31 protein-coding genes are annotated in these 24,496 nt (G+C 66.8%); 19 read left to right on the top strand and 12 right to left on the bottom strand.

Annotated features, from left to right (window positions below):
* The first annotated feature begins 31 nt into the window (after positions 1-31).
* The 11 genes from ACQY8M_RS29060 to ACQY8M_RS29010 all read left to right on the top strand — a co-directional run bounded on the left by ACQY8M_RS29060 (position 32) and on the right by ACQY8M_RS29010 (position 10,527).
* Positions 32-271 (top strand): hypothetical protein, encoded by a 240-nt coding sequence (locus tag ACQY8M_RS29060; protein ID WP_428663269.1) that lies wholly within the window; start codon positions 32-34, stop codon positions 269-271.
* Complete coding sequence (locus ACQY8M_RS29055) at positions 261-563, top strand: type II toxin-antitoxin system RelE/ParE family toxin (RefSeq protein WP_428663266.1); 303 nt, start codon at positions 261-263, stop codon at positions 561-563. Before ACQY8M_RS29060 ends, ACQY8M_RS29055 begins: the two co-directional genes overlap by 11 nt.
* A 178-nt stretch (positions 564-741) precedes the next feature.
* Complete coding sequence (locus ACQY8M_RS29050; RefSeq protein WP_428675533.1) at positions 742-1,845, top strand: acyl-CoA dehydrogenase family protein; 1,104 nt, start codon at positions 742-744, stop codon at positions 1,843-1,845.
* Between the two features lie 156 nt (positions 1,846-2,001).
* The gene (locus ACQY8M_RS29045) at positions 2,002-3,213 is read left to right on the top strand and encodes an acetyl-CoA C-acetyltransferase (RefSeq protein ID WP_428663263.1); all 1,212 of its coding nucleotides are present in this window, start codon (positions 2,002-2,004) and stop codon (positions 3,211-3,213) included.
* A 152-nt stretch (positions 3,214-3,365) separates the two neighbouring features.
* The gene (locus ACQY8M_RS29040; protein WP_428663261.1) at positions 3,366-5,612 is read left to right on the top strand and encodes a 3-hydroxyacyl-CoA dehydrogenase NAD-binding domain-containing protein; all 2,247 of its coding nucleotides are present in this window, start codon (positions 3,366-3,368) and stop codon (positions 5,610-5,612) included.
* Between the two features lie 82 nt (positions 5,613-5,694).
* Positions 5,695-6,138 (top strand): GtrA family protein, encoded by a 444-nt coding sequence (locus ACQY8M_RS29035; RefSeq protein ID WP_428663259.1) that lies wholly within the window; start codon positions 5,695-5,697, stop codon positions 6,136-6,138.
* Between the two features lie 40 nt (positions 6,139-6,178).
* Positions 6,179-6,970, top strand: a complete 792-nt coding sequence (locus ACQY8M_RS29030) for a 2-keto-4-pentenoate hydratase (protein WP_428663257.1) — start codon at positions 6,179-6,181, stop codon at positions 6,968-6,970.
* Positions 6,971-7,081: 111 nt separating this feature from the next.
* Positions 7,082-7,534 carry an SH3 domain-containing protein gene (locus tag ACQY8M_RS29025; RefSeq protein WP_428663255.1) on the top strand — a complete coding sequence of 151 codons (453 nt, stop codon included), beginning with the start codon at positions 7,082-7,084 and terminating at the stop codon, positions 7,532-7,534.
* A gap of 115 nt (positions 7,535-7,649) precedes the next feature.
* On the top strand, positions 7,650-8,270 hold the full coding sequence (locus ACQY8M_RS29020; protein WP_428663252.1) for a 2'-5' RNA ligase family protein: 621 nt from the start codon (positions 7,650-7,652) through the stop codon (positions 8,268-8,270).
* 194 nt (positions 8,271-8,464) lie between these two features.
* Positions 8,465-9,658 carry a M20 aminoacylase family protein gene (locus ACQY8M_RS29015; protein WP_428663250.1) on the top strand — a complete coding sequence of 398 codons (1,194 nt, stop codon included), beginning with the start codon at positions 8,465-8,467 and terminating at the stop codon, positions 9,656-9,658.
* A gap of 83 nt (positions 9,659-9,741) precedes the next feature.
* Entirely contained in the window at positions 9,742-10,527 is a 786-nt protein-coding gene (locus ACQY8M_RS29010; RefSeq protein WP_428663248.1) for a DUF6671 family protein, read from the top strand.
* A 90-nt stretch (positions 10,528-10,617) separates the two neighbouring features.
* Here ACQY8M_RS29010 and ACQY8M_RS29005 read toward each other — a convergent pair whose 3' ends face one another.
* The 3 genes from ACQY8M_RS29005 to ACQY8M_RS28995 all read right to left on the bottom strand — a co-directional run bounded on the left by ACQY8M_RS29005 (position 10,618) and on the right by ACQY8M_RS28995 (position 13,290).
* Positions 10,618-11,640 carry a succinylglutamate desuccinylase/aspartoacylase family protein gene (locus ACQY8M_RS29005; RefSeq protein WP_428663245.1) on the bottom strand — a complete coding sequence of 341 codons (1,023 nt, stop codon included), beginning with the start codon at positions 11,638-11,640 and terminating at the stop codon, positions 10,618-10,620.
* Positions 11,637-12,413, bottom strand: coding sequence for a creatininase family protein (locus ACQY8M_RS29000; RefSeq protein WP_428663242.1), 777 nt, complete (start codon positions 12,411-12,413; stop codon positions 11,637-11,639). The genes ACQY8M_RS29005 and ACQY8M_RS29000 overlap by 4 nt, the downstream gene beginning before the upstream one ends.
* 94 nt (positions 12,414-12,507) lie before the next feature.
* Positions 12,508-13,290: a transporter substrate-binding domain-containing protein gene (locus ACQY8M_RS28995; RefSeq protein ID WP_428663239.1), complete on the bottom strand. Its 783-nt coding sequence runs from the start codon at positions 13,288-13,290 to the stop codon at positions 12,508-12,510.
* Positions 13,291-13,358: 68 nt separating this feature from the next.
* On the opposite strand from ACQY8M_RS28995, the gene ACQY8M_RS28990 reads away from it, so the two are divergent.
* Positions 13,359-14,360 (top strand): TauD/TfdA dioxygenase family protein, encoded by a 1,002-nt coding sequence (locus ACQY8M_RS28990; RefSeq protein WP_428663236.1) that lies wholly within the window; start codon positions 13,359-13,361, stop codon positions 14,358-14,360.
* Positions 14,361-14,398: 38 nt separating this feature from the next.
* Here the strand turns inward: ACQY8M_RS28990 and ACQY8M_RS28985 are convergent, their stop codons facing one another.
* Positions 14,399-14,806 carry a response regulator gene (locus tag ACQY8M_RS28985; RefSeq protein WP_428663233.1) on the bottom strand — a complete coding sequence of 136 codons (408 nt, stop codon included), beginning with the start codon at positions 14,804-14,806 and terminating at the stop codon, positions 14,399-14,401.
* A gap of 171 nt (positions 14,807-14,977) precedes the next feature.
* Here ACQY8M_RS28985 and ACQY8M_RS28980 point away from each other — a divergent pair, with 171 nt between their 5' ends.
* Positions 14,978-15,379, top strand: coding sequence for a response regulator (locus ACQY8M_RS28980; RefSeq protein ID WP_428663230.1), 402 nt, complete (start codon positions 14,978-14,980; stop codon positions 15,377-15,379).
* Between the two features lie 22 nt (positions 15,380-15,401).
* Here ACQY8M_RS28980 and ACQY8M_RS28975 read toward each other — a convergent pair whose 3' ends face one another.
* Positions 15,402-16,382 (bottom strand): TauD/TfdA family dioxygenase, encoded by a 981-nt coding sequence (locus tag ACQY8M_RS28975; RefSeq protein WP_428663228.1) that lies wholly within the window; start codon positions 16,380-16,382, stop codon positions 15,402-15,404.
* 54 nt (positions 16,383-16,436) lie between these two features.
* On the opposite strand from ACQY8M_RS28975, the gene ACQY8M_RS28970 reads away from it, so the two are divergent.
* The 5 genes from ACQY8M_RS28970 to ACQY8M_RS28950 all read left to right on the top strand — a co-directional run bounded on the left by ACQY8M_RS28970 (position 16,437) and on the right by ACQY8M_RS28950 (position 19,419).
* Positions 16,437-17,435, top strand: a complete 999-nt coding sequence (locus ACQY8M_RS28970; RefSeq protein ID WP_428663225.1) for a tripartite tricarboxylate transporter substrate binding protein — start codon at positions 16,437-16,439, stop codon at positions 17,433-17,435.
* A 10-nt stretch (positions 17,436-17,445) separates the two neighbouring features.
* Complete coding sequence (locus ACQY8M_RS28965) at positions 17,446-18,261, top strand: alpha/beta fold hydrolase (RefSeq protein WP_428663222.1); 816 nt, start codon at positions 17,446-17,448, stop codon at positions 18,259-18,261.
* A gap of 130 nt (positions 18,262-18,391) precedes the next feature.
* Complete coding sequence (locus ACQY8M_RS28960; RefSeq protein ID WP_428663220.1) at positions 18,392-18,709, top strand: hypothetical protein; 318 nt, start codon at positions 18,392-18,394, stop codon at positions 18,707-18,709.
* Positions 18,710-18,759: 50 nt separating this feature from the next.
* Positions 18,760-19,002 (top strand): AbrB/MazE/SpoVT family DNA-binding domain-containing protein, encoded by a 243-nt coding sequence (locus ACQY8M_RS28955; protein WP_428663217.1) that lies wholly within the window; start codon positions 18,760-18,762, stop codon positions 19,000-19,002.
* 9 nt (positions 19,003-19,011) lie between these two features.
* The gene (locus ACQY8M_RS28950; protein WP_428663215.1) at positions 19,012-19,419 is read left to right on the top strand and encodes a PIN domain-containing protein; all 408 of its coding nucleotides are present in this window, start codon (positions 19,012-19,014) and stop codon (positions 19,417-19,419) included.
* A gap of 392 nt (positions 19,420-19,811) precedes the next feature.
* Here the strand turns inward: ACQY8M_RS28950 and ACQY8M_RS28945 are convergent, their stop codons facing one another.
* The 7 genes from ACQY8M_RS28945 to ACQY8M_RS28915 form a co-directional block, all read right to left on the bottom strand.
* Positions 19,812-20,435, bottom strand: a complete 624-nt coding sequence (locus tag ACQY8M_RS28945; protein ID WP_428663212.1) for a hypothetical protein — start codon at positions 20,433-20,435, stop codon at positions 19,812-19,814.
* A gap of 78 nt (positions 20,436-20,513) precedes the next feature.
* Positions 20,514-20,978, bottom strand: coding sequence for a glycine/sarcosine/betaine reductase selenoprotein B family protein (locus ACQY8M_RS28940; protein ID WP_428663209.1), 465 nt, complete (start codon positions 20,976-20,978; stop codon positions 20,514-20,516).
* A 29-nt stretch (positions 20,979-21,007) separates the two neighbouring features.
* Complete coding sequence (locus ACQY8M_RS28935) at positions 21,008-21,361, bottom strand: redoxin domain-containing protein (protein WP_428675531.1); 354 nt, start codon at positions 21,359-21,361, stop codon at positions 21,008-21,010.
* A gap of 48 nt (positions 21,362-21,409) precedes the next feature.
* Positions 21,410-21,658 carry a hypothetical protein gene (locus tag ACQY8M_RS28930; protein ID WP_428663206.1) on the bottom strand — a complete coding sequence of 83 codons (249 nt, stop codon included), beginning with the start codon at positions 21,656-21,658 and terminating at the stop codon, positions 21,410-21,412.
* A 12-nt stretch (positions 21,659-21,670) separates the two neighbouring features.
* Entirely contained in the window at positions 21,671-22,372 is a 702-nt protein-coding gene (locus ACQY8M_RS28925) for a haloacid dehalogenase type II (protein ID WP_428663204.1), read from the bottom strand.
* Entirely contained in the window at positions 22,369-22,962 is a 594-nt protein-coding gene (locus tag ACQY8M_RS28920) for a TetR/AcrR family transcriptional regulator (RefSeq protein ID WP_428663201.1), read from the bottom strand. The genes ACQY8M_RS28925 and ACQY8M_RS28920 overlap by 4 nt, the downstream gene beginning before the upstream one ends.
* A gap of 86 nt (positions 22,963-23,048) precedes the next feature.
* Positions 23,049-23,441 carry a DUF1330 domain-containing protein gene (locus ACQY8M_RS28915; RefSeq protein WP_428663198.1) on the bottom strand — a complete coding sequence of 131 codons (393 nt, stop codon included), beginning with the start codon at positions 23,439-23,441 and terminating at the stop codon, positions 23,049-23,051.
* Between the two features lie 109 nt (positions 23,442-23,550).
* On the opposite strand from ACQY8M_RS28915, the gene ACQY8M_RS28910 reads away from it, so the two are divergent.
* Complete coding sequence (locus ACQY8M_RS28910; RefSeq protein ID WP_428663195.1) at positions 23,551-24,468, top strand: DMT family transporter; 918 nt, start codon at positions 23,551-23,553, stop codon at positions 24,466-24,468.
* The last annotated feature ends 28 nt before the right edge of the window (positions 24,469-24,496 follow it).

The following is a 24,496-nucleotide window of genomic DNA, read 5'->3' as shown; positions in this document are numbered from 1 at the left end:
ATCATGAACAGCTCGCTTGGGAGGATATACATTGGGATCGCTTTCGAAGCGCATGCAGCAGGCACTGGAGGCCGTCAGCAACGTGTCCATCGAGCAACAGGACCTGCTTGCTGCCGAGCTTATGGAGCGGCTTCGACTGCTGGAACAGCCGCAGACCCGGCTCTCACCCGAAGAGCGGGTCGAGCTGGAGGTAGGGCTCGCTGCCGCGCAGCGTGGCGAGTTCGCCAGCGACGCCGAGGTGGAGGCAATGTACGCGAAGCATGGCCTATAGGGTTCGCTACCTGCCGAAAGCCGTCCAACAGCTCGACGCCATCTTGAGTTATCTCGCTGCTCGCAATCCCGGCGCAGCTCGTCGTGTAGGCGAGGCGATCCGCCGTGGAGTCGAAAGGATCGCTCACTTTCCCAGTAGCTCCCGGCCAAGTGAAGTTCCCGGCGTTCGAGAGCTGCCGATCGTGCGGTACCCGTACATCGTGTTCTACGCCGTCGACGATCATGCTCGCGAAATCCAGGTCTTGCGTGTGCGCCACACGTCGCAAGATCCGGCACGTCATCTTGCTGACTGAAGAACGGACGATCGAAACAAGGTCTTTGAGATTGACCTTTACGTAAACGTAAACTACCTAACCCTTACTGGCGGAGCCACGTTCGCCGGCTCAAAGTCTGCGCAAGACAGGCCCCGACACCTCCAGAGGAAACCCGCTCGTGACCGCACTGGCCGCTCATTACACGCCCGAACACGAGATGTTCCGCGACACCTGCCGGCGGTTCTTCGAGAAGGAAGTCACGCCCTTCCACATGCAGTGGGAGGAGGAGGGCATCGTGCCGCGCGAGCTGTGGCGCAAGGCGGGCGAGCAGGGGCTACTGTGCACGGCCATGCCGGAAGAATACGGCGGCGCGGGCGCCGATTTCCTCTACAGCGCGATCCTGATCGAGGAGCAGGGGCGGGCGATCGCGTCCGGGCCGGCCTTCTCGCTGCACAACGACATCGTCGTTCCCTACCTGCTCCGCTACGGCACCGAGGAGCAGAAGAAGCGCTGGATCCCCAAGGCCTGCTCGGGCGAGCTGCTGACGGCGATCGCCATGACCGAGCCCGGCACCGGATCCGACCTGCAAGGCGTGAAGACGTCTGCGGTGATGGACGGCAATCACTGGGTGATCAACGGCTCGAAGACCTTCATCTCCAACGGCCAGCTCGCCGATCTCGTGATCGTGGTCGCCAAGACCGATCCCAAGCTCGGCGCCAAGGGCACGTCGCTGATCGTCGTCGAGCGCGGCACCGAGGGCTTCAAGCGCGGCCGCAATCTCGAGAAGATCGGCATGAAGGCGCAGGACACGTCGGAGCTGTTCTTCGACAACGTGCGCGTCCCGGCGGATCACTTGCTGGGCGACGGCACCGGCATGGGCTTCATCCAGCTCATGCAGCAGCTGCCGCAGGAGCGGCTGGTCATCGCCATTCAGGCGATTGCCGCCATCGAGGCGGCGATGGAGCACACGCTCGCCTACGTCAAGGAGCGCAAGGCGTTCGGCAAACCGATCATCGATTTCCAGAACACCCGCTTCAAGCTCGCCGAGCTGAAGACCAAGGCGCTGGTCTGTCGCACTTTCGTCGACGACTGCACGGCCAAGCACCTGAAGGGCGAGCTCGACGTCGCCACGGCGGCGATGGCCAAATATCACGCCACCGACCTGCAATGCGCGCTGATCGACGAGTGCCTGCAGTTCTTCGGCGGCTACGGCTACATGTGGGAGTACCCGATCGCGCGGCTCTACGCCGACGCGCGCGTGCAGAAGATCTACGGCGGCACGAACGAGATCATGAAGGAACTGATAGGGCGCACGCTCTGAGCAAAGATCCCTCGCTGCGCTCGGGATGACACCGGGGTTGGTGCGACACCGACCGTGTCATTCCGAGCGACGACACCGGGGTGGTGCAACACCAACCGTGTCATCCCGAGCGGAGCGAGGGATCCCCATCTTTCAAGGATTCGAAGGAGAGACACCATGACCGACGCATATATCTACGACGCCGTCCGCACGCCGCGCGGCAAGGGCCGCAAGGACGGCTCGCTGCACGAGGTCACGCCTGTGCGCTTGGCCGTTACCGCGCTGCAGGCGCTGCGTGACCGCAACAACCTCGACACGAAGCTGGTCGACGATGTCGTGCTGGGTTGCGTCATGCCGGTCGGTGAGCAGGGCGCGGACATCGCCCGCACCGCCGCCGTGCGCGCGGGCTTCGACGAGACGGTGCCGGGCGTGCAGGTCAACCGCTTCTGCGCGTCGGGCCTGGAGGCGACCAACATGGCGGCGGCGCAGGTCATGTCGGGCCAGAGCCAGGCCACGATCGGCGGCGGCGTCGAGAGCATGAGCCGCGTGCCGATGGGCTCGGACGGCGGCGCCTGGCCGGTCGATCCGGCGGTCGCAATCCCGATGTACTTCCTGCCGCAGGGCATCTCGGCCGACGTGATCGCCACCAAGTACGGCATGAGCCGCGACGATGTCGACGCCTACGCCGTCGAATCGCAGAAGCGCGCCAAGGCTGCGTGGGATGCCGGCTACTTCAAGAAGTCGATCGTGCCGGTGAAGGACCAGAACGGCGTCGAGCTTCTGAACCATGACGAGCTGATGCGGCCGACCACGACCATGCAGACGCTCGCCGCACTCGAGCCCAGCTTCAAGATGCAGGGCGAGGCGATGCCGGGCTTCGACGCCGTGGCGCTGCAGCGCTATCCCGAGATCGAGAAGGTCGTGCACGTCCACCATGCCGGTAACTCGTCCGGCATCGTCGACGGCTCGGCCGCCATCCTGATCGGCACCAAGGAGTTCGGCGAGAAGGCCGGCCTCAAGGCGCGCGCCCGGATCCGCTCGTTCGCGTCGATCGGCTCGGAGCCGGCGATCATGCTGACCGGCCCGGCGCCGGCCTCAGAGCGGGCGCTGAAGCGCGCCGGCATGGACGTCAAGGACATCGACCTGTTCGAGCTGAACGAGGCGTTCGCCGCCGTCGTGCTGCGCTACATGCAGGTGCTCAAGATGCCGTACGACAAGATCAACGTGAACGGCGGCGCGATCGCCATGGGCCATCCGCTCGGCGCCACCGGCGCGATGATCCTGGGCACTCTGCTCGACGAGATGGAGCGCCGCGGCCTGTCGACTGGCCTCGCCACGCTCTGCGTCGGTGCCGGCATGGGCACCGCCACGATCATCGAGCGGGTGTAGGCACCTCGAACGCTGCCCACCCTTCGAGACGGCCGCTTCGCGGCCTCCTCAGGGTGAGGTGGTGGTTGGATCGGACAAATACCTCACCCTGAGGAGCCGAGCGTAGCGAGGCGTCTCGAAGGGTGGCTACGCGAAGAATTCGGAGACCCACCATGATCAACTACAACGTCGATACCGACGGCATCGCCACCATCACTTGGGACATGCCGGGCCGCACGATGAACGTGCTGAACGAAGGCTCCATCACCGCCTATGCCGGCGCGCTCGAGACGGCGCTCAAGGACGAGAAGGTGAAGGGCATCATCGTCACTTCCGCCAAGGCCGACTTCATCGCCGGCGCGGACCTCGAGATGCTGCTCAACGCCGACACCTCGGATGCGGCAAAGCTCACCGAGCAGTTCAGCCAGCTGCAGAAGCTGTTCCGCAGCCAGGAGACCGGCGGCAAGCCGATCGTCGCGGCAATCAACGGCACGGCGCTGGGCGGCGGCTTCGAGATCTGCCTCGCCTCTCACTACCGCATCGCCGCGGCCAGCCCGAAGGCCAGGGTCGGCCAGCCCGAGGTCAAGCTCGGCCTGCTGCCGGGCGCCGGCGGCACGCAGCGCATCCCGCGCCTGATCGGCGTGATGAATGCCGCGCCGATCCTGCTCGAGGGCAAGGACCTGCCGGTCGAGACGGCCAAGGGCATGGGACTGATCCATGAGGTCGTGCCGGCCGGCGAGCTGCTCACGCGCGCCAAGGCGTGGCTGACGGCCGAGTCCAAGGAGACGGTGGTGCCGGCGTACGCCGGCAAGGGCGCCAAGCCGATCGACGCGCGCGCAGTCCAGCCGTGGGATAAGCCCGGCTTCAAGGTGCCAGGCTTCCCCGGTGGCCAGGTGTGGGGCCCGGTCGGCGTGCAGACCTTCATCGGCGGCAACGCGATGATCGCCGGCAAGACCAACGGTGTGTATCCGGCGCCCAAGGCGATCATGTCGTGCGTCTACGAGGGCCTGCAACTGCCGTTCGACACGGCGCTCAAGGTCGAGACGCGGTACTTCGTGTCGCTGCTGCGCGACCCGGTCGCCAAGAGCATGATCCGCACGCTGTTCTTCGGCCTGCAGGAGGCCAACAAGCTCGCCCGACGTCCGAAGGGCGTGGCGAAGCAGGACTACACCAAGATCGGCGTGCTCGGTGCCGGTTTGATGGGTGCGGGCATCGCCACCGTCTCGGTGCAGGCCGGTCTCGACATCGTGCTGATCGATCGCGACCAGGCGGCTGCCGACAAGGGCAAGGCGCATATCGCCGACGAGCTTGGCAAGCTGGTGAAGCGCGGCCGCCTCACGAAGGACAAGGCCGATGCGCTGTTGGCCAAGGTCACCGCGACGCCGGACTTCGGTGCGCTCAAGGACTGCCAGCTGGTGATCGAGGCGGTGTTCGAGAACCGCGAGGTCAAGGCCGAGGCAACGAAGAAGGCCGAAGCCGTGCTGGCGCCCGGGGTGGTGTTCGCGTCCAACACCTCGACCCTGCCGATCACCGGCCTGGCCGAGGCGTCGTCGCGGCCGGATCATTTCATCGGCCTGCATTTCTTCTCGCCGGTCGAGAAGATGCCGCTGGTCGAGATCATCGTCGGCAAGAAGACCTCGCCCGAGACGCTCGCGCGCTCGATGGACTTCGTGCAGAAGATCCGCAAGACGCCGATCGTGGTCAACGACAGCCGCGGCTTCTTCACGAGCCGGGTCTGCGGCGCCTTCATCAGCGAGGGCCATCGCCTTCTCAAGGAGGGCGTGCCGGCACCGATGATAGAGAACTGCGCGCGCTTTGCCGGCATGCCGGTCGGCCCGCTGTCGCTCAACGACGAGGTCGCGATCGACCTGTCGTGGAAGATCATGGACCAGACGCGGCGCGACGCGGCCGCGGCCGGCGAGACGTACGAGGGCACGGGCGGCGACGACATCCTCGAGCTGATGGTCAAGAAGCTCGAGCGCTTCGGCCGCAAGAACGGCAAGGGCTTCTACGACTATCCGGCCGACGGCAAGAAGCGCCTGTGGCCCGACCTGCAGAAGCATTTCCCGGCCGATCCCAAGCTGCTGTACGGCGAGGGCGAGGAGAAGCGCGCCAAGGAGACCGAGATCAAGAAGCGCCTGCTGTACGTGCAGGCGGTCGACACCGCGCGCTGCCTCGAGAGCAACGTGCTGACCGCGCCGCAGGACGGCGACGTGGGCTCGATCATGGGCCTGGGCTTCGCGCCGCAGACCGGCGGCGCCATCAGCCTGATCGACCAGGTGGGGGTGAAGCAGTTCGTTGCCGAGTGCGACGAGCTCGCGAAGAAGTACGGCAGGCAATTCGAGGTGCCGAAGCTGCTGCGCGACATGGCCGCCAAGGGCCAGAGCTTCTACGGCAAGCCGACGGCCAAGGCGGCCTGATCTGCGTCATGTTCTTCTGGACCGCGAGCCTCCGGCTCGCTCATGAGTCTGAGCGAGCCGGAGGCTCGCGGTCCGGGAGAGCATGAGCGCGTTGTGGGTTCGGCTGGAGGGGCTGGGCGTCCGTATCCTCGGGTGGTTCGGCCTCTCCGCCACGACCGCGCGCCAGCTCATTCGTTTCTTCATCGTCGGCGGATTCGCCGCCATCGCCTACGTCGCGGTGATGGCGGTGGTGGTCGACGGCTTCGGCGGCCGCGTGCTGCTCGGGGCCTTCCTCGCCTTCGTGCTCGCGACGCTGGTGTCCTTCGTCGGCAATGCGCTGTGGAGCTTCGGCGCGCGGCTGACGCCCGCGAAGGCCGCGATGTTCTTCGCCGTCAATACCGTGGGCCTCTGCCTCAACATGCTGATCGCCTGGCTGCTCGAGCGCGCGGGCGTGCATTATCTGCTGATCAGCCTCGCGGTCCTCGTCGTCGTTCCAATGTTCAATTTCGCAGGGCACCGCCTCATCACCTTCGCCCGGCCGGGTTGAGCGGCTATGATTGCGGCGTAAAAGCATCGGAGGAACGCCCGTGGACGCCCAGCAAATTTCCGCCATCGCCGACGAGATTGCCGCCGGCCGGCGCACCAGGAAGGTGATGGACATCGCCGCGGCGTGCTCCGGCCTGTCCGAGGCGGACGCCTACAAGGTCCAGTTCGCCGTGCACGACAAGCTGACCGCGGGCGGCGCCGACAAGATGGCCGGCTGGAAGATCGCGCTCACCCTGCCGGCGCAATACGAGCCGCTCCGGCTGTCCGGCCCGGTCTTTGCCGGCATCTACCAGAGCGGCATCCGCCAGAGCGGCGCGGTGTTCGAATCGGGCTATCCGATCAAGCCCGGCATCGAGCCCGAGCTGGTCGCGCGCATGGCCAAGGATGCGCCCGCCGGTGCGGCGCCCTACACTGCCGACAGCATCCGCGCCTATGTCGCCAACCTCTATTGCGGCATGGAGCTGGTCGACAACCGCTATGCCGACGTCACCAAGATGACCGGGCCCGCCCGCATCGCCGACGACGTGCTGCAGGCGGCTTGCGTGGTCGGCACCGAGATCCCGGGGTGGCAGAAGCTCGACTTCCCCAACCTCAAGGGCCGCTCGCTGCTCGACGGCAAGCAGCTCGCCTCGGGTGCCGGCACGGCCGTGATGGGCAGCGCGCTGATCTCGCTCGCCTGGCTCGCGAACGCGCTCAACAAGCACGGCATGCACCTCAAGGCTGGCGACCTTATCCTCACCGGGTCGGTCCATCCGCCGGCCTTCCTGCCCGGTACCGGTGTAGCGCGGACGGAATTCGAGGGGCTGGGCGGGACGGAGATCACGATCGGGTAGGGAACAGGCGCGGCAACGCTCGAGTGCCCTGTGCCGGCAGGCGCTGGCGCCAGACGCGCGCCGGCGAGCTGGCGGGTTGCGTTCGCCGTCCCTCTCGACGAAAGTCGGGGAATGACCCGCGTCCTCTCTCACGCCCTCTATGTCCTGTCGGCGCTCCTTCTCCTGGCGGCAACGGAAGCCGCCGCGCAGCGCATGGTCAGCGTGTCCCGCGACGATGTGAACCTGCGCTCGGGAGCCGGAACGCAGCATCCTGCCGAGTGGAAGCTGGGATCGGGCTTTCCGCTCAAGGTCGTCGGCAACCGGGGAAGCTGGCTGAAGGTGACCGACTTCGAGAACGATACCGGCTGGATCTACCGTCCGCTCACCAATCAGACGCCGCATCACGTCGTGAAGGCCAAAATCGCCAACATGCGCAGCGGGCCGTCGATGAGCAGCCGGATCGTCGCCAAGCTCGCCTACGGCGACGTGCTGAAGACGCTCACGCACAGTGGCGACTGGGTCAAGCTGCAGCGCGAGGGCGGCCTCCGCGGCTGGGTGGCGCGACGCCTGCTGTGGGGCTGGTAAGCCTCGGACCCCGGCCCCGCGCCGCCCTCGTTCTTTGCCGTCGATGACAATCCCCATTCTGGGGTTGTTTTGTATCGAAAAGAACATATAGTGAACATGCACGCAGGAGAGACCCATGCAGCACATGTTCGCAACGTCGTTCGCGGGACAGGAAAAGCCGCCGGCCCTGATGATGCGCCGGCTTCGGCGGCGACAGGAGGCCTTGGTTGGCCGGCCGAGAGGACGGCTGTTTCTCGCGGTGCTGCCGGATGCCGAAACGTCTGCGCGCATCGCCCAGACGGCGCGCCACCTCCGCATCAGCCATGGGCTCGCCGGCAAGCCGCTGCCGCCGGAGAACTTCCACGTTGCGTTGTGCCGGATCGACGAAGGGGTCGATCTTTCGCTCGGGAGGATCGAGTCCGTGAAGGAGCGCGTCGCGCGCATCGTGATGCCGTCGTTCGCGGTCGGTTTCGATCGCGCGGAGAGCTTTCGGAATGGCGCACTCGTCCTGCGTGGCGAAGACGGGGTGATGGGCCTCGATATCCTTCAACAGCGGTTGAGCGACGTGCTCGACGGCCGGCCGGGTACGGCGCGGCCCTTCACGCCGCACGTCACCTTGTTGCGCGACGCCCATCTCGTACCCGAGCAGCGGATCGAGCCGATCGAGTGGACGGTTCGCGAGCTTGTGCTCATGCACAGCATGATTGGCCGCATGGCGCCCCGCCAACTTGCCCGCTGGTCTCTCGGCGAGGGCTGAGGGGGCGACCTCGAACGACGGATCTCTTTCTTGCGGCTGCGCGCTTGTCCTGCCGGTTGAAATCGTAGGACGGCTCGCTCGACGGGAAATTCACCGAGCCCGCGCAAAGCTGCTGCAGCGGTTGCCCGCTTGACCATCGTGGCTGCTCCCGTACCATCCGCGGCCGAACAATCATTCGTTTCCGGAGTACCCGCATGCCGGTCATCAACCGCATCGCCTCGTATCACAAGGACATGACCGCGTGGCGGCACGACATCCACAGCCATCCCGAGACCGCCTTCGAGGAGGTGCGGACGGCCGACGTGGTCGCGGCCAAGCTCGAATCCTTCGGCATCGAGGTTCATCGCGGGCTGGCAAAGACCGGCGTGGTCGGCGTGCTGCGCTCGGGCAAGTCGGGCCGCGCCATCGGGCTGCGCGCCGACATGGACGCGCTCGACGTGCACGAGACCAATTCCTTCGATCACAAGTCGACGATCCCCGGAAAGATGCATGCCTGCGGCCATGACGGCCACACGGTGATGCTGCTGGGCGCCGCCAAGTATCTCGCCGAGACCAGGAATTTCGACGGCACGGTCTATTTCATCTTCCAGCCGGCCGAGGAGAACGAGGGCGGCGGCCGGGTGATGGTCGAGGAGGGGCTGTTCGAGAAGTTCCCGGTCGAGGGCGTCTACGGCATGCACAATATCCCGGGCATGCCGATCGGCCGTTTCGCCGTCCGCCCGGGCCCGATGATGGCCGCCTACGACATCTTCGAGATCGTGGTGAAGGGCGTCGGCGCGCACGGCGCGATGCCCCATCATGGCATCGACCCGGTCGTGATCGGCGCCCACATCGTGACCGCGCTGCAGTCGATCGTGGCGCGCAACATCGATCCGATGGACACCGCCGTCGTATCGACGACCCAGATTCATTCCGGCGACACCTGGAACGTGATCCCGCAGGAATGCACGCTGCGCGGCACCGTCCGCACCTTCAAGAAGCCGGTGCAGGATATGATCGAGGCGCGGATCGAGAAGATCGCGCGTAACGTTGCGGCGGGCTTCGGCGCGGAGGTCAGCAAGTGGCGCTACGAGCGGCGCTACCCCGCGACCGTCAACAGCGCGAAGGAGACCGAGTTCGCCGCGCACGCTGCCTCGGCGCTGGTCGGGACCGAGAACGTCAACCGCAACCCGACGCCCGCCATGGGCAGCGAGGACTTCGCCTGGATGCTGCTGAAGCGGCCGGGATGCTACATCTGGATCGGCAACGGCGACGGCGCCGGCTCGTGCATGGTCCATAACCCGGGCTACGACTTCAACGACGAGATCCTGCCGATCGGCGCGTCCTACTGGGCGACGCTGGTCGAGCAGCAGCTCGCGCGCCAGGCCCTGCCGCAAGCCGCGGAGTAACCCGTCCGTCCATCGCTGTGGCCGGACATCCTTATGCGGGCCAGCGTATCGGGCTCGCGACCATGCACGAGAAGGAGCGGGCCTTGGCGCCCCCCTTCCGCCGCGTGCTGGGCGCGGAACTCGTCGTGCCGGCGCTCGACACCGACAGGCTCGGCACTTTCTCCGGCGAGGTGCCCCGGCCCGACGCGCTGGTCGAGACCGCGCTGCTCAAGGCCGACATGCTGTTCGAGGCGATGCCCGGCCTCGATTGCGCGCTCGCCAGCGAAGGCAGCTACGGGCCGATCGACCGGGTGCCGCTCAATCCCGGCGGCGTCGAGCTGCTCGCCTTCGTCGACCGCACGCGCGGCATCCGCCACGTCGAGACGCTGCCGACGCACCGCACGAGCTGGCGGCTGCAGCGTTTCGCGGCCGGCGATCCCGCGCGCCTGCGGGCATTGACGGAGATGGGCTTCCCGGCGTTCGGGGTGTTCGTGGTCTGCAGCAGCGACATGAGCCAGCCGATCAAGGGGCTGGCGACCGTCGAGGCGGTGATCGAGGCGATGGACCGCGAGGCGCGGCGCTCGGAGGACGGGCTCGCGGTGCTCTACTCCGACATGCGCGCGCACAAAAATCCGCTGCGCATGAAGGTGCTGCGCGCCGCCGGCTGGAAGCTCGCCCGGCGCCTGGCGACGCTCTGCCCGAAGTGCCACGCGCCGGGCTGGGGCTGGATCGACTCGCGCCGCGGCTTGCCGTGCGAGGCGTGCGCGGCGCCGACCCACTGGATCGATTTCGAGATCGACGGCTGCCCCGTCTGCGGCCACGCAGCCGCGCGGCCACGCAAGGACGGCCGGCGCACGGCGTCGAGGCTGTCCTGCCGGGCGTGCCGGTAGGTCGCCGGGAGCGCGGCTCTCCAGAGCCGCTCATGGGATGTAGCATGGGGAAGGAAGAGCGGCTCTGGAGAGCCGCGCTCCCAGCCGCGCTCAGGATAGAGGCAGGTCCGTCGCGAGATGGAACAGGCAGTCGCCGCGCTCGCAGCGGGCGGGGACACGTTTGCACAGGACCAGGCCGTCGCGCTTGAACAAGAGCGTCTCCGGCTCGCGCCACGGCGTGTGGTGGAAGTGGATGCGCGCGGCCGGCTGGTCCTTCTTCACCTCGTCGCCGAGATCGACCAGCGGCTCGAACAGGCCGCCATCGGAGGCGTAGACGTAATAGTCATCGCCGCCCAGCTCGGTGAGCCGTGTCGGCGTCGGCGCGGGCACGGCGCCTTGCAGCAGGCCGATATGGGCGAGCACGCGGCGCATCCCGTCCTGCGCCACCTTGAGCGAGTGCGGCGTCACCAGCCCGCCGCCGCCCAGCTCGGTGCCCATCGAGACGACACCCTGGCGGAATGACGCCGAGGTGAAGGTGCGGCCGCCGCCCTGCGGCGCTGCCGCGAGGTAGCTCACCGGCGCACCGAAGGCCTTCAGCATGCCGATCACCTTCGCCATGCGCGCCTCGTCGCCGTGGCGCGGCGCTAGCGCGCTCGGGATGTAGGCGAGCGAGCTGCCGCCGGAATGGAAGTCGAAGCTGTAGTCGAAGCCGGGCAGCAGCACGTGCTCGATGAAGTGCGCGATCTGCTCGGTGATCGTGCCCTCGGGATTGCCGGGGAAGGTGCGGTTGAGGTTGCCGTCGTCGATCGGCGAGGTGCGCTGGCCGGCCATCGCCGCCGGGAAATTCGCGGACGGCAGGATCACCAGCCGGCCCCTGATGTCCTTCGGCTCGAGGCTACGGATCAGGTTGCCGAGCCCGATCTGGCCTTCCCATTCGTCGCCGTGGTTGCCAGCCTGCATCAGCACGTGCGGTCCGTCGCCGTTCCTGATGCGCACGATCGGGATCGGGATCCAGCCATAGGCCGAGCGATGCACCGAGTGCGGCACGCGCACGAAGCCGGTCGCCTTGCCCTCGGCCATCAGGTCGATGTCGGCCGAGAGGCGGCTCATTGCCGCGAAGTCGGTCTTGCTCAAATCGGCTCGCTCCACAGACGGTCGTTGACCAACGCTTCGGCCACGTCGGCCGAGATCGCGGCGAGCAGCTTCTCGCCTTTCTCGGCGTTGGCGGTCGAGGCATCCCCGATCACGCCGATCGGCGAGCGGCTCGAAAGCTGGCGCCAGCGATAGACGCCCTCGTTGACGCCGGGGATGGCGGCGAGGCCGGGGATGTAGGGCCCGTGCATCTGCGACAGCTCGTCGGGATTCACCAGCTCCGGCGCCATCGCCATGATCATCGAGGTCTCGGCTTCGCAGGCATGCAGCAGCGCCTTCTGCTTCTCGAGCAGGCCGGCGATCGACTTGGCAGCGATGTCCCAGTAGGTGCCGGTGGCGAGCGGCAATTTGTATTCGACCGTCAGCTCGCCGATCATGTTCTGCAGCGCCGTGGTATTTCCGCCATGGCCGTTGAGCACGAAGATGCGCTTGAAGCCGTGCCGGATCGCCGAGGTCACGACGCAGCGGATCACAGCGAACATCGTCGCGTAGTCGAGCGTGATGGTGCCGTTCAGCGACATGTGATGCTCCGACATGCCGTAAGGGATGGTCGGGGCGACCACCACCGGCGTCGACTTCTCGATGATGCGTGCGGCGCGGTGCGAGACCTCGTGCACGCAGCGCCAGTCGACCATGCTCGGCAGGTGCGGGCCGTGCTGCTCGGTGGCGCCGATCGGCACGATGACGATGGCGTTGCGCTGGGCGAGGCCCTTGATCTCCGAGGCCTTCAGCCTCGACCAGTCGATTTCGGTCATTCAACCCTCATGGCTGGGAGCGCGGCTCTCCAGAGCCGCTCTTTTTCGGATTGTTCCATCCCATGAGCGGCTCTGGAGAGCCGCGCTCCCGGCGTTACAATGACGGCAGCGGCGCGAGCTTCATGCCGAGGTACTTCTGGTGCAGCCGGTCGATCTCGCCGTTCATCATGTTGAAGAAGATGAAGCTGTCGAGCCAGCGCACCAGGTTGTGCTCGCCCATGCGCACGCCCATGTGGGCAGGGCTGCGGCGGATGGTGAACTTGAGCTCGAACTCCTTGTTCGGGTTGCGCTTCTGCAGGTCGGGGATGATCAGGCTGTTGGTGGCGAAAAGCTCGGCCTGGCCCGAGACGTAGGCGGCGGCGGCGGTCGCGTCGTCCTCGGTGCGCATGATGGTGGCCTTGGGCGCCATCGCCGACAGCGCCAGCTCCTGCGTCGTGCCCTTCGCGGCGGCGATCTTGAGGCTGCCGATCTCGGCCGCCGACGTCACCTTGGCGCTCTTCGGCCCGAACACCGCGAGCTGGGTGTCGGCATAGGGCGAGGTGAACATGACCTGCTTGGCGCGCTCGGGTGTCAGCCCCATCACCGAGATCACGACGTCGACCTTGTTGGTGATAAGGAAGGGGATGCGGTTGGCGCCGGTGACCTGCTGCAATTCGAGCTTCACGCCGAGCGCCTTGGCAACCATGCCGGCCAGCTCGATGTCGAAGCCCTCGGGCTCGCGCTTCTCGTTCTGGGAGCCGAAGGGCGGCACGTCGAGCGGGGTGGCGATGCGCACCGTGCCCTTCTTGAGGATGTCCTCGAAGGCGTCGGCTTTCGCCGCGGTGCCGGAAAGGGCAGCAAGGACCAGCACGGCGAGGCCGGCAATCAGGCGTCTCATGATTTTTCTCCCTCCGATTTCCCCAATTCGGCATCGATTTTGAATTACGATGGGGCAGAGAGGAAGCAATGACTGCACCCATCGACGTTGCGAGACCACTCCCCGGCGCCGCCTTTGGCGCCACCGTTCGTCTGCCGAAGCCGCTGAGCGAGGGCATGCCCGAGGGCTTGCCGCAGGCGCTGGCCGACGCTGGCGGTTTGCTGCTGCTGCCGGGCCTCAGCGAGATCACGGAGGACCCTCAGCTCCTCGTGACGATGAGCTATCTCTTCGGCCTCGAGGTCGAGGATTACCGCACGCTGCTGACGAGAACCTCCCAGGCGCATGAGACCGTGCCCGAGATCTTCATGGTCACCAACATGATCCCGAACTACCGCCAGCCGCCGGCGCTGCCCGAGCCGCCGCTGACGGCCGACGGCAAGTTCCCGGTGCAATATCCGCATCGCAAGGGCTGGCACACCGACCAGAGCTACCGCCGTCCGCCGCCCGACATCTCGCTGTTCTACGCCGTGTCGCCGGTGGCGAAGGAGCGCGGCCAGACGATCTTCGCTTCGGGCACGCTGGCCTACGACGCGCTGCCGGCCGATCTCAAGGCCAGGGTCGAAAGCCTGCAGGGCCTGCATTGCCAGCCCGGCACCGGCCGCGGCCGTACCGACGCGGAAGCGGGCAAGACTCCGCCCGCCATCCTGCCGCACCAGCGCTCGCAGCCGCAGCCCGTGGTGCGCACCCATCCGGTCACCGGCAGGAAGGCGCTCTATCTCTGCGAGCGCAGCCAGATGGACTGGTTCGACGGGCCGTTCGTCGGCCTGGAGCCCGGACCGTATGGCGAGGGCGCAAGGCTGCTCGATGCGCTGATGACCCACTACACCCGCCCGGAGTTCATCTACGTCCACGAATGGACCCAGGGCGACGTGCTGGTCTGGGACAATCGCTGCCTCATCCATACCGCGACCTGGTACGACGCGGAAAAGGAGCAGCGCATGATGTGGCGCACGACGGTGCGCGGCAATCCCGGCGCGCTCTACGCCGGCGAGAAGCGCAGCTGGATTCCGGAAGAGGTGGCGGCCGAGTAGGCCACCGGGCGGCTGGAGAGCCGTGCTCGCCGCGAACGTCAGGTCGCGAGGAGACGGCGAATCTGGCTTTCGAGGTCGCGGTGATCGTAAGGCTTGGCGAGATACGGCCCTTGCTCGCAGAGGTCGCCTGCCGTCGCAGCGGTGCGCCGCGCGCCGGAGGTCAGGAGCACTTTTACGTCGGACCTCACCGCGCGGATCCATTGTGCCAGGCCGAAGCCGTCGATCTCGTCCTTGATATCGAGATCGATGAAGGCGACCTGGGGTGCCACGCCGGCCTCGAGCAGGCGCTTGGCCTCTGCCGCGCCGTCGGCCTCCACGACCTGGTAGCCGCAGTCGCGCAGATAGCCCGCGACGGCCATGCGCGTGAGCGCATGGGCTTCGACGAGCAGGATGAGGGGGGCGGGCGGCGAGGCCGGCTTTGCGGCGGCGGAACGGACAGGGGACATTGCGGCGCTAACGCGGCGGGCAATGGCGAGTTCCCGGGCCGATGGCTGGAATCAAAGTTGTTGCGCCGCACCCCGGAAAATAGAGAGTATGCGCCGCCGGCGTCATTGCCGGCTTGGGATCAGCCCCCAAGGATTTCCTGCGCTTCGTGTTGTCAGTTTACGTGGTGAAAAATGAGCGGGGAATGTCAGCCGGGGCCACAAGCACCGGCAGGGGCTGCGCCGCCGGTGGTGCTGGTCGTCGAAGATGAGGTCGTGTTGCGAATGGCGGTTTGCGCCCATCTACGCGATGCGGGCTTCGTGGTGATCGAAGCCGTCGATGCTGCAGAGGCCGTCGAGCTGCTGAGCGCCAACAAGTCGATCGCGCTGGTCTTCAGCGACATCAACATGCCCGGTCCGGCCGATGGCAACGACCTTGCCGCCTGGATCGCCAGCGGGTATCCCGACATCAGGGTGCTGCTGACCTCGGGCATTGCCCGGGAGGGCGGCCCGCCGTTCATCGGCAAGCCCTATTCCTTCATCGAGCTGCAGCGGCGTATCGAGGCGATGGTGCGAAACGGCCCGCTTCCTCCGTGAAAGCGGGGCAATAGAATCGGCTTCAGCCGATGTAGCCCTGAGCGCCCTCATTGCGCATCCAGATGCGGATCAGCAGGCGGCGCCGTTCCGTCTCCTCGTAGTCGTGGAACTCGGTGCGGCTGTGGCCGATCTCGCGGTTGGCGACGTACTGGATGTCGCCGGCCTGCAAGCGGAAATGGAACTGCAGCGACTCGTCGGCGAAGACGTCCTTGATCGCCTCGACCGCGGCAGTGGTCTCGTTGTCCATCGTGCCGCCGCGCAGCGCGTAGCCGCCACGGATCTGGTGCAGCGACAGGCGTGCATGCAGGCGCTCGCCGTCGCGGATGAAGAGCGGCGCGGAAAAGGTCGACTCCTCGCCGGGATGGAACTCACGCTGGCGGTCGAACCAGAACGGCTGGTAGAGGCGGGGCAGCACGTCGCGATGGCGCTCGCGCAAGGCATTGTGCGCGGTGGCGAAGCTCATCACCCGGCTCGTGCCGCCCGCCCTGGCCTGCCGCACGCAGAGCAGCCCGACATACTTCGGCATCAGGAAGTTGTAGGCGTTGTCATTGTGGAACTGCAGGTCGATGTTGGTCTTGTCCGGCCGTATGCCGCTGCCGGGCAATGCCTGCTGGCCTGTGTCATGCACGTCGTAGACGATCGTGCCGTCGAGCTTCTGCGCGACGGGCCGCTCGAGCATCGCCGACAGGATCCAGTACAGCGCCTTCGCCTCGTCGAGCGACAGCTCCTCGATGGGCAGGCGCTGCAGCAGCGCGAAGCGGATGCCGCCGGTCAGGATGGCGCGGACCTCTTCCATCGCGGCACGGCAGGCCGGCAGATCGAAACTGTCGGGGCGCAACGCGAGCAGCGGCACCGGTTGGCGGCGCAGGCTCTTCACGGCGTCCATCAGCTCGGTTTGCGCCGCCGGCGACAGGACGACGCGGTAGTCGGCGTCGTTGATATCGGTGCGCGTCCAGGCCTCGCGGCCGGTGATGGGGCGATCGACGATGGCGGTGTGTTCCATGCCAGGAATAATGCCGCGAAATGACCGGCCATGCCACGCTGCAGAAGGGTCGCCTTGACCGCCACCAGGGGTGCTCCCACGCTCGCCGCCATGAAGTTGTCGAGACGCCGCGCCGCCGCATTGCTCTCCATCCTTGCCGCGCCTTCGGCGGCGTGGGCGCAGGCCTATCCGTCCCGGCCGATCCGCATCGTCGTACCGACCGGGCCAGGCGGCATCACCGACATCGTTGCGCGCATCGCCGGCCAGCGCCTGTCGGAGCGGCTCGGCCAGCCGGTCGTGATCGACAACAAGGCTGGCGCAAGCGGCATCATCGGCACCGAGGTCGTCGCCCGTTCGGCACCCGACGGCTACACGCTGCTGATGGTCTATCCCAGCCATCCGGTGAACCCGGCGCTGAAGCAGCAGCTTCCCTACGACACGATCCGCGACTTCGTCGGCGTCACCACGCTCACGACGGTGTCGCTGGTCCTGCTGGTGCCGCCGGCGCTGGCGGCGCGCTCGGTCCAGGAGCTGGTCGCGCTCAGCAAGCGCGAGCGGCTGACCTACGCCTCCGTCGGCAGCGGCAGCCTGGCGCATCTCGGAGCGGAGCTGTTCCGATCGAAGGCCGGCATCGAGCTCACCCATGTGCCGTATCGCAGCGCGCCCGCGGCGCAGCAGGCGCTGATGGGCGGCGAGGTGTCGATGTTCTTCGACACGCCGATCACGGCCGTGCCGCTGGTCAAGGACAACCGCCTGCGCGCCTTGGGCGTCAGCACGCTCAAGCGGTCGGACCTGCTGCCCGACGTGCCGACCATCGACGAGGCGGGCGTGCCGGGCTACGAGGTGCTGGGCTGGAACGGCATCCTCGCGCCGGCCGCGACGCCGCAGCCGATCGTGCAGAAGCTGAACCGGGAGCTGCGGGCGATCCTGGCCGAGCCCGAGATCCGCCAGAAGCTGGCACTGCAGGGCGCCGAGCCGGCGCCGATTGATCCGGAGAGCTTCGCCAGATTGATCCGCGACGACATGGCGAAATGGACCGAGGTGATCCGCAGCGCCGGCATCCGGCCGGAGTAGGACGAAACCCATGCCGCTCGCCCGCATCACGCCCGATCTGGAGATGCACTATCGCGACGAGTGTTTCGTCGATTCCTGGCGCACGCCCGAGAAGATGCTTCTGCTGCACGGCAATGCCGAGAGCGGCGAGGCGTGGAATGCCTGGCTGCCGATCATGGCCCGGCGCTTCAGGGTCGTGCGGCCCGACATGCGCGGCTTCGGCCAGTCGACGGCGATGCCGCTCGAGTATCGCTGGTCGGTCGAGCGCATCGTCGACGACTTCCTCGCGCTGGCGAACCACCTCGGCTTCGACCGCTTCCATATCGGCGCCGCGAAGGTCGCCTGTCCGATCGCGTTGCGTCTTGCTGCGCGCCATCCCGACCGGGTGCGCTCGCTCGCCGTGCTGGGCGGCATCGTCTCAGGCGAGGTGTCGGTCGGCCCGCGCGCAGCGTCGTGGCTGGAACATATCGAGAGCAAGGGCGTCGAGAGCTGGGCGCGCTGGACCATGCCGGGGCGCCTGGGCAGCTGTTGCGACGCCGGGATGATGGAAGGCTGGGCGAAGCTGATGGGCCGGACGCCGCTGTCGACCCAGCTCGGCTTCATCCGCTCGGTCCCGGCGATCGACGTGCGCGCGGACCTGCCGACGATCAGATGCCCGACCCTGGTGGTCACCACCGACGGCAGCGGGCTGGGGTCGGTGGAGGCGGTGCGCGGTTGGCAGCAGATGATCCCCAATTCGGAGTTCATGGTCGTGCCCGGAGACTCCTATCACGTCGCCGCCACCCATCCGGAGCTGTGCGCGCGGGCAGTGCTGGACTTCATCGACAGGCGCACCGGCTCGCCCTAGCCAGCCCGGAGTCCCCATCTTCGCGTGCTGCCGCGCTGGATAGGCCCACTTCGCGGGTTGCGGCCGCCGAGGCGATGCCCGTCGATGAGTTTCCTTCATCGCAGACGTCTGGCTGTAACAGAGCGGGTCGATGGTTCGCCGGTTGTGCGAAAACTGCTCCGCCTATGTTGCGCGCGTGCCGCGCGCCCGGCTCGCCGGCAGGGCGTCACCCAAGCCGTTCCGCTACCGCGACTTCGGCACCATGGCCACGATTGGCCGCCGGGCCGCCGTCGCCGACTTCGGCTGGCTGAAGCTCGACGGCACCGTAGCCTGGCTGCTGTGGGGCCCGGTGCACGTGTCGTTCCTGATCGGTTTCCGCAATCGCCTGATCGTGATGCTCGACTGGGTGTGGTCGTACGTAACCTTTCAGTCCGGCGCGCGCCTGATCACCGGGCCGGGCTCGCATTGACCGACACTATTCTCGATTGCAGTAATTCTTCTTTTCAGTAGAAACGCCTCATGAAAGCAACGGTAACCATCAACAGTCGCGGCGTCGTGACTTTGCCGGCCAAGCTTCGTCGCGCCGCGGGCATTCGACCGGACGATCAGATGATCGTCGAGACGACGCCCGAGGGGCTATTGCTGCGGCCGGCGGTTACGCTGCCGATCGAAATTTATAGTGAAGCCAGGTTGAAGGAGTTTGCCGAAGAAGAGGCGAAGCTCGAGACGGTCTTCGCCCGGCGAGGCAAGCGTCGCGGCTGAAGCCGCGCGATGCGCATCTTCCTGGTCGCCAATATCGTCTTTGCGGCGTGTTGGTCGAATGGCGCTATCAGAAGGCTTCTGCGCGAGTTCCTTGCCAAGGGTCACTCGCTGCTTGTGGATGAGTACGTTCTGATCGAGGCGCGACGGAATCTGGAGGCGAAGTCACGCGATGGGATGCGCGAACTCGATCTCTTGACGCCCAAGCTGGAAACCGTGCCGTTCATGCTGCATCTGGACCCAACGATTGAAGCTGCGCTGCCGGAGAAAGACCGCCTCGTACTGGCATCCGCCATTCACTCCTCATGCGACGCGCTGGTGACCGGCGACCGCCGGCACTTCGGCCGGCTTTACGGTCGCACGATCCGCGGTGTCGCCATCCACGACCCGGCGTCTCTTGCTGAGGCATTGCTGTTGTAGAGGTAGCGAGGCTGCGTCTCGGACCGATAAGACGTGCAGAACGGTTCTCACGCTCATCCTTGTCATCCTGAGAGCTTGTGACTCCTTCAGACTGCTGGGAGCGCGGCTCTCCAGAGCCGCTCATGGAATGTTGCAACCAGCGTATATGAGCGGCTCTGAAGAGCCGCGCTCCCAGCGGCATGACCATGAAGTGGGTTGCGTAGGCAAGCATTCACGGTCTCTGAGCGCAGCGAAGGATCTTGCCGAACGATCAGACACAGGCCGCGGGGCTGGCGTGAGGTCCTCGCTGAAGCGGGGAGGTTACTCCGCGCGACTCAGGACGACCGGGGAGAGCTTGTATTCAACATGAGGAAGTTGACGCATTTGCATCAAGTTTGAAGACTCAAACGGACCTATCCGAGGCGATGTCTCTCCGTCGCCGGAATGAGCGTCAGGTTGGCAAGGATCTTGTGCTGCGGGTCGGCGCTGGCGGCGAGCTTGGGCTGCAGGGCCAGCATCGCCTGCGCGAGCCTCGTCTCTTCCCAGAACCATTTCTTGCGCGTGGCGGACGTGCCGGGATCGGGAAAGGCCGAGGCGGCTTCGAGATAGTAGGCGCGCAGGTCGTCGATCGCTTCCTTGAGTGCCTGCGCCTCCGGCAGCTCGCCGTCGAGGGCGTGGCTGACCAATGCACCGGCGGCCGGCATGTCGAGGCCCGAGACGCCGACCGTTGTCCGGCCGAGGTTGGCGACCGAGCGGTCGTACCAGGTCGCCAGCCGGTCGATCTCGGCGACGAGCGAGTCGACTTCGCTCGGCGCGAGATTGATCGGACAGGCCCAGCCGCTGAAATCCGTCATCTCCGGCACATGTTCAGGATAGTCGGCGATGAGCGGGCTGTCGGTCCGTGCCAGCAGATCGAGCGCGGCCTTCACGACGCGGCGCTGGAACGGCGGATCGTCGGGAACGCCCAGCGGCCGGCCGAGGTCGAAGGTCACCCACAGCGCTCGGGGCGGGCGGACGGTCTCGGTGTGCTCACGCACCAGGCTGATGCCGGTCGTGGGAATGCCCTGGCGTTCGAGGAAGTGGCCCAGCGCGCCGACGGCGCGCGTGCAGGCGGGTCAAACCGGAACGAGCAGGACGGCGTCGATCTTGTCGGCCTTGAGGAGACCGGCGAGATGCTGGGCATGCGGCTCGGCCGCGGCAGGCGGGAAGGCGCCCATGAAGGAATAGTGGACCGTGGCCATCGAGCCGACCGTGCCGTCGGCCACGAACTCGCGCAGCCGATCGATCGGGAAGGCCGTGTTGAGATCCTGCTGGAAGCCGGTGCGGTCGAAATTGACCGATATGTGGCTCATCACCAGCTCGTTGGCCGCGGTCTCGGCCGGGATGACGCGGTAGCTGCCGTCGCCGGGCCGGAACGGCCGGTCGCCGCGCTTGTGCAGGCCGGCCGTCGAGATGATCGCGACGCGGCGCTCGGCGAGCGGCTTGCCGGGCAAGGCCGGCGTGTCGTCGTAGGTCGGGCATTCGATGCGCCGGAGGTGGTTGGCCTCGACCTCCGGCATGTCGCTGAGACGCTTGACCATGACGTTGCCTTCCGTTCATCCGCTGAGGGTCAGCCCACGACCTTGCGCAAGGCTTCGAGCGTGGTCTCGGGCTCCGGCCGGTAGGTGTAGTCGGGATCGGCCTGGACGAAGCGCACGATGCCGCTGGCGTCGACGACGAAGCGGGACGGCACCGGCAGGCGCCACGACGGATCACCGTTGCGCACGGCAAGGTCATTGCCGAAGCCGAGGTAAACCTGCCTCAGGTCGTCGGGCAGGGTGAAGGCGAGGCCGAAGGCTTCGGCGACGATGGAGCGCTCGTCCCACAGGATCGGGAAGGTGAGCTTCTGCTTGGCGGCCATGTCTGCCGTGCGTTCCGGCAGCTCGGGCGAGATCACGACAAGCGAGGCCCCGAGGGCGGCGATGTCGGCGTAGATGGTGTGCAGAGCGTCCAGCTCATGTCTGCAATAGGGTCACCACGACCCTCGGAAGAAGGAGAGGACCAGAGGTCCGCCGGCGAGAAGATCCTCCGACGCGACGCGCCGTCCGTCGTGATTGGCGAGGTCGAAGTCGGGCATCGGGCTGCCGACCGGCACGATGCGGTCGAGGATGCCGGAGTTGCGCAGGTCTTCCGTTGCGCGGTGCATGATTGCCTGGCGCTCGGGCGGGATGCGGGACGCCGCGCCGGCGCGGGTTGCGGCAAGCTTCTCTTCAAGCGACATCTGTCTCTCCTGTCAGCAGCCGAGCCGGTCTGCAAGCTGGCCGAAGTCGTCGACCACGATGTCATGTGCCGGATCGGGCGTCGGATCCGGCGGGCCGGCAACACCCCACTCATCGGGGCGTCGCACGAAGGCCGAGCGGTAGCCGACCTTGCGTGCCGCGAGCAGGTCGAAGTTGTGGCAGGCCACCATCAGGACCTCCTCGGGCCGGAAGCCGAGCCAGCGCGCGCAGGTTTGGTAGGCCTCGGGATTGGGCTTGTAGCTGCCGATCATCTCGCACGAGACGACGCAGTCCCAGTCGAGGCCGTTGCGTCGCGAGACGTCGACGATGAGCGACGTGCTGAGGATGGTGAACGAAGCGACGACGTGCCCGCGGCGCAGGCGGGCGAGGGCGGCCGGAAAATCGGGCCAGGCGTCCAATGCGTGCCAGGCGCGCTGGATGCCGGCGCGGTCTTCCTCGGTGAAGGCCGACCAGCCCAGCTCGGCCGCCAGCTCGTCGAGCACGCGGCGATGCACGCCGTCGATGTTGAAGTCCGGCCGGATCTGGCGGGTCATGCCCTTGAGCGCCCGGCGGCGATATTCGTTGGTTGCCGCGGGCCAGTCCGCGACGATGCCGTGCCGTGCCCCGGCGGCGGCAAGAGCAGCGGCAATGCCGCGATGCCAGTCGAGGATCGTGCCTCCGGTGTCGAAGGTGAGGGCCTTGATTGCAAGCGTCATCGCGCTTTCCCGTCGAACAGGTCGATGGCCGGCTGGGCCACGCCTTCGAGCACTTTCCGCTTCGCGCCGGTTCTCGCCAGCACGCGAATGCCCAGCACCACGCCCAGCAGGTGGGCCGACATCGACTCCGCATCCATCCGTTTCGGCACCTGGCCCACCTTGTGGGCGGCCTCGATGTTGCGGCGGAAGAAGGCGCGGATCTCGCCGAGATAATCGCCGACTGCCTTGCCGATCTCGGCGTCGTGCGGAGCGACGTCGAGCGCGGAATTCACCAGCAGGCAGCCCTTGCGGTCGGGATCGGCCACCGAACGGTCGATGATCTCGGCCAGGAAGGCCAGGATCGCTTCCTTCGGCCGACGATTGGCCTCGAGACGGGCGATGCGCTCGCGCATCGAGCGGTTGGCGTAGCGCTCGAGCGAACGCACGAACAGTGCGCGCTTGTCGCCGTAGGTATTGTAGAGGCTGGCGCCGCCGATCCCCATCGAGTCCGCGAGATTGCGCACGGACGTGCCCTCGTAGCCGCGCGACCAGAAGCAATCGACCGCCAGGTCGAGTGCGCGATCCTCATCGAAGGCTTTGAGGCGGGCCATGGTTCAGTCAAGCACGATTCTGGAGCGGGTGCTATAAAATAAACCGGACGGCGACGAGGCGCCTTCGGCACTGTTCCTCGGTCCCATCAGCTTTCGCGACGCTTGTAGGTCTCGCGAACCGCGATGATGGTATGGGCCGCGCAGCCGTTTTCGCGCTCGACGTTGGACTGCGCGTATTCCGGCGACGTCATCATGGCGATGAAGGCCTTGCGCGAGGGATAGCGGACGAGCGCCACGTAATCCCATTGGTTCTCATCGGGCACGCCCAGCGCCACGGCCTCGGCGCTGCCGGTCCAGGTGATCGTGCCGCCGACACCCTTGATCAGCTTGATGGTGAGCGCGCTGTAGCGAAGATAGGCGTCCCAGCCGCTGCCGTTGCCGTCGAGCGACTTGTCGCGGAAACGCATGAGGTTGAGCATCGTGACCGGTGCATCGTCCGGCAACGCTTCCAGCGCCTCGACATTGAGATGATCGATCATCGCGTCCGCTCCTGCAGGCTGCCATCAGAGCGCTATTTTGGAGCGCATGCTACAAAAATATTGGGCCGATGGCCCGGTCCGTGCTAGCCGGAGACAGATGACGGAAACAATGACCGACGCGTCGCGCGCAGCGAAACGCCAACGCCTCGGCATACTGTCCGGCGCGATCATGGCACTGGGCGCCTCGCTCAGCTTCGCGGCGGCGCGAGCGGGCATCCTCGGCGGCCTGCTGCCGGTCGACCTGATCTTCGCGCGCTTCATCGTTGCCGGGCTGATCATGCTGCCGGTGCTGCTGCGCTTCGGCATGCGCGATCTGGCGGGCATCGGCTGGCGGCGGGGCTTGATCCTCACGGCGCTGGGCGGTGCGCTGTTCGCCCTGCTGCAGACCGGCGGGTACGGCTACGCACCGCTGGCGCACGGTGCGGTGATCGCGCCGTCGACGGTGACCATCGTGAGCACGATCGGCGCCGCGCTGTTCCTGCACGAGCGCCTGAGCCGCAATCACCTGATCGGCGCCGCCGTCGTGCTCGGCGGCATCGTGCTGATCGGCTGGGACGGCCTGGTGCAGCCTGCCGGCGAACGCGCGTGGCTGGGCGATCTGCTGTTCTTCACCTCGAGCATCCTGTGGGCATGCTTCACCCTGTTGCTTCGTCATTGGCGCGTGCCGGCGTTGCGCGCTACCGCGGTGGTGTCGGTGCTGTCGTGCGCGATCTCGACGCCGGCCTATCTGCTGTGGGCCGGTTCGGCGCATCTTGCGGCGCTGCCGCTTGCCACATTGGCATTCCAGGGCCTGATCCAGGGTGGCCTGCAGGGCGCCATCACCATGGTCGCCTACGGTCAAGCCGTCGCGTTGCTGGGTGTGAGCCGTGCCGTGCTGTTTCCCGCCATCGTTCCGGCGATGTCGGTGCTGGTCGGCATCCCGATCGTCGGTGAGATTCCCAGCCTGCTGCAGATCGGCGGGCTCACGCTGGTCACGCTCGGGCTGCTGACGACGGTCGGAATGTTCCGCCGCCTCGGCCTGCGCTGAGACGGCCTCTTGGGCTCTTCAATGTGAG

Source organism: Reyranella sp. (genome assembly GCF_965279465.1).
Classification (GTDB): domain Bacteria; phylum Pseudomonadota; class Alphaproteobacteria; order Reyranellales; family Reyranellaceae; genus Reyranella.
The sequence above is the reverse complement of the archived record's forward strand: the minus strand, read 5'-3'. Positions and strand labels throughout refer to the sequence as shown.

What these genes read in the sequence shown, in the direction of transcription:
- ACQY8M_RS28915 (WP_428663198.1), bottom strand. Translation starts at nt 23,441, where the DNA reads ATGATCGATCATCTCAATGTCGAGGCGCTGGAAGCGTTGCCGGACGAT.
- ACQY8M_RS29025 (WP_428663255.1), top strand. Translation starts at nt 7,082, where the DNA reads ATGACCCGCGTCCTCTCTCACGCCCTCTATGTCCTGTCGGCGCTCCTT.
- ACQY8M_RS28960 (WP_428663220.1), top strand. Translation starts at nt 18,392, where the DNA reads ATGGTTCGCCGGTTGTGCGAAAACTGCTCCGCCTATGTTGCGCGCGTG.
- ACQY8M_RS28995 (WP_428663239.1), bottom strand. Translation starts at nt 13,290, where the DNA reads ATGAGACGCCTGATTGCCGGCCTCGCCGTGCTGGTCCTTGCTGCCCTT.
- ACQY8M_RS29040 (WP_428663261.1), top strand. Translation starts at nt 3,366, where the DNA reads ATGATCAACTACAACGTCGATACCGACGGCATCGCCACCATCACTTGG.
- ACQY8M_RS28955 (WP_428663217.1), top strand. Translation starts at nt 18,760, where the DNA reads ATGAAAGCAACGGTAACCATCAACAGTCGCGGCGTCGTGACTTTGCCG.
- ACQY8M_RS28985 (WP_428663233.1), bottom strand. Translation starts at nt 14,806, where the DNA reads ATGTCCCCTGTCCGTTCCGCCGCCGCAAAGCCGGCCTCGCCGCCCGCC.
- ACQY8M_RS28965 (WP_428663222.1), top strand. Translation starts at nt 17,446, where the DNA reads ATGCCGCTCGCCCGCATCACGCCCGATCTGGAGATGCACTATCGCGAC.
- ACQY8M_RS28920 (WP_428663201.1), bottom strand. Translation starts at nt 22,962, where the DNA reads ATGGCCCGCCTCAAAGCCTTCGATGAGGATCGCGCACTCGACCTGGCG.
- ACQY8M_RS28990 (WP_428663236.1), top strand. Translation starts at nt 13,359, where the DNA reads ATGACTGCACCCATCGACGTTGCGAGACCACTCCCCGGCGCCGCCTTT.
- ACQY8M_RS28950 (WP_428663215.1), top strand. Translation starts at nt 19,012, where the DNA reads ATGCGCATCTTCCTGGTCGCCAATATCGTCTTTGCGGCGTGTTGGTCG.
- ACQY8M_RS29015 (WP_428663250.1), top strand. Translation starts at nt 8,465, where the DNA reads ATGCCGGTCATCAACCGCATCGCCTCGTATCACAAGGACATGACCGCG.
- ACQY8M_RS28980 (WP_428663230.1), top strand. Translation starts at nt 14,978, where the DNA reads ATGAGCGGGGAATGTCAGCCGGGGCCACAAGCACCGGCAGGGGCTGCG.
- ACQY8M_RS28975 (WP_428663228.1), bottom strand. Translation starts at nt 16,382, where the DNA reads ATGGAACACACCGCCATCGTCGATCGCCCCATCACCGGCCGCGAGGCC.
- ACQY8M_RS28910 (WP_428663195.1), top strand. Translation starts at nt 23,551, where the DNA reads ATGACCGACGCGTCGCGCGCAGCGAAACGCCAACGCCTCGGCATACTG.
- ACQY8M_RS28940 (WP_428663209.1), bottom strand. Translation starts at nt 20,978, where the DNA reads ATGGTCAAGCGTCTCAGCGACATGCCGGAGGTCGAGGCCAACCACCTC.
- ACQY8M_RS29035 (WP_428663259.1), top strand. Translation starts at nt 5,695, where the DNA reads ATGAGCGCGTTGTGGGTTCGGCTGGAGGGGCTGGGCGTCCGTATCCTC.
- ACQY8M_RS29050 (WP_428675533.1), top strand. Translation starts at nt 742, where the DNA reads ATGTTCCGCGACACCTGCCGGCGGTTCTTCGAGAAGGAAGTCACGCCC.
- ACQY8M_RS29045 (WP_428663263.1), top strand. Translation starts at nt 2,002, where the DNA reads ATGACCGACGCATATATCTACGACGCCGTCCGCACGCCGCGCGGCAAG.
- ACQY8M_RS28930 (WP_428663206.1), bottom strand. Translation starts at nt 21,658, where the DNA reads ATGTCGCTTGAAGAGAAGCTTGCCGCAACCCGCGCCGGCGCGGCGTCC.
- ACQY8M_RS29020 (WP_428663252.1), top strand. Translation starts at nt 7,650, where the DNA reads ATGCAGCACATGTTCGCAACGTCGTTCGCGGGACAGGAAAAGCCGCCG.
- ACQY8M_RS29000 (WP_428663242.1), bottom strand. Translation starts at nt 12,413, where the DNA reads ATGACCGAAATCGACTGGTCGAGGCTGAAGGCCTCGGAGATCAAGGGC.
- ACQY8M_RS28925 (WP_428663204.1), bottom strand. Translation starts at nt 22,372, where the DNA reads ATGACGCTTGCAATCAAGGCCCTCACCTTCGACACCGGAGGCACGATC.
- ACQY8M_RS29055 (WP_428663266.1), top strand. Translation starts at nt 261, where the DNA reads ATGGCCTATAGGGTTCGCTACCTGCCGAAAGCCGTCCAACAGCTCGAC.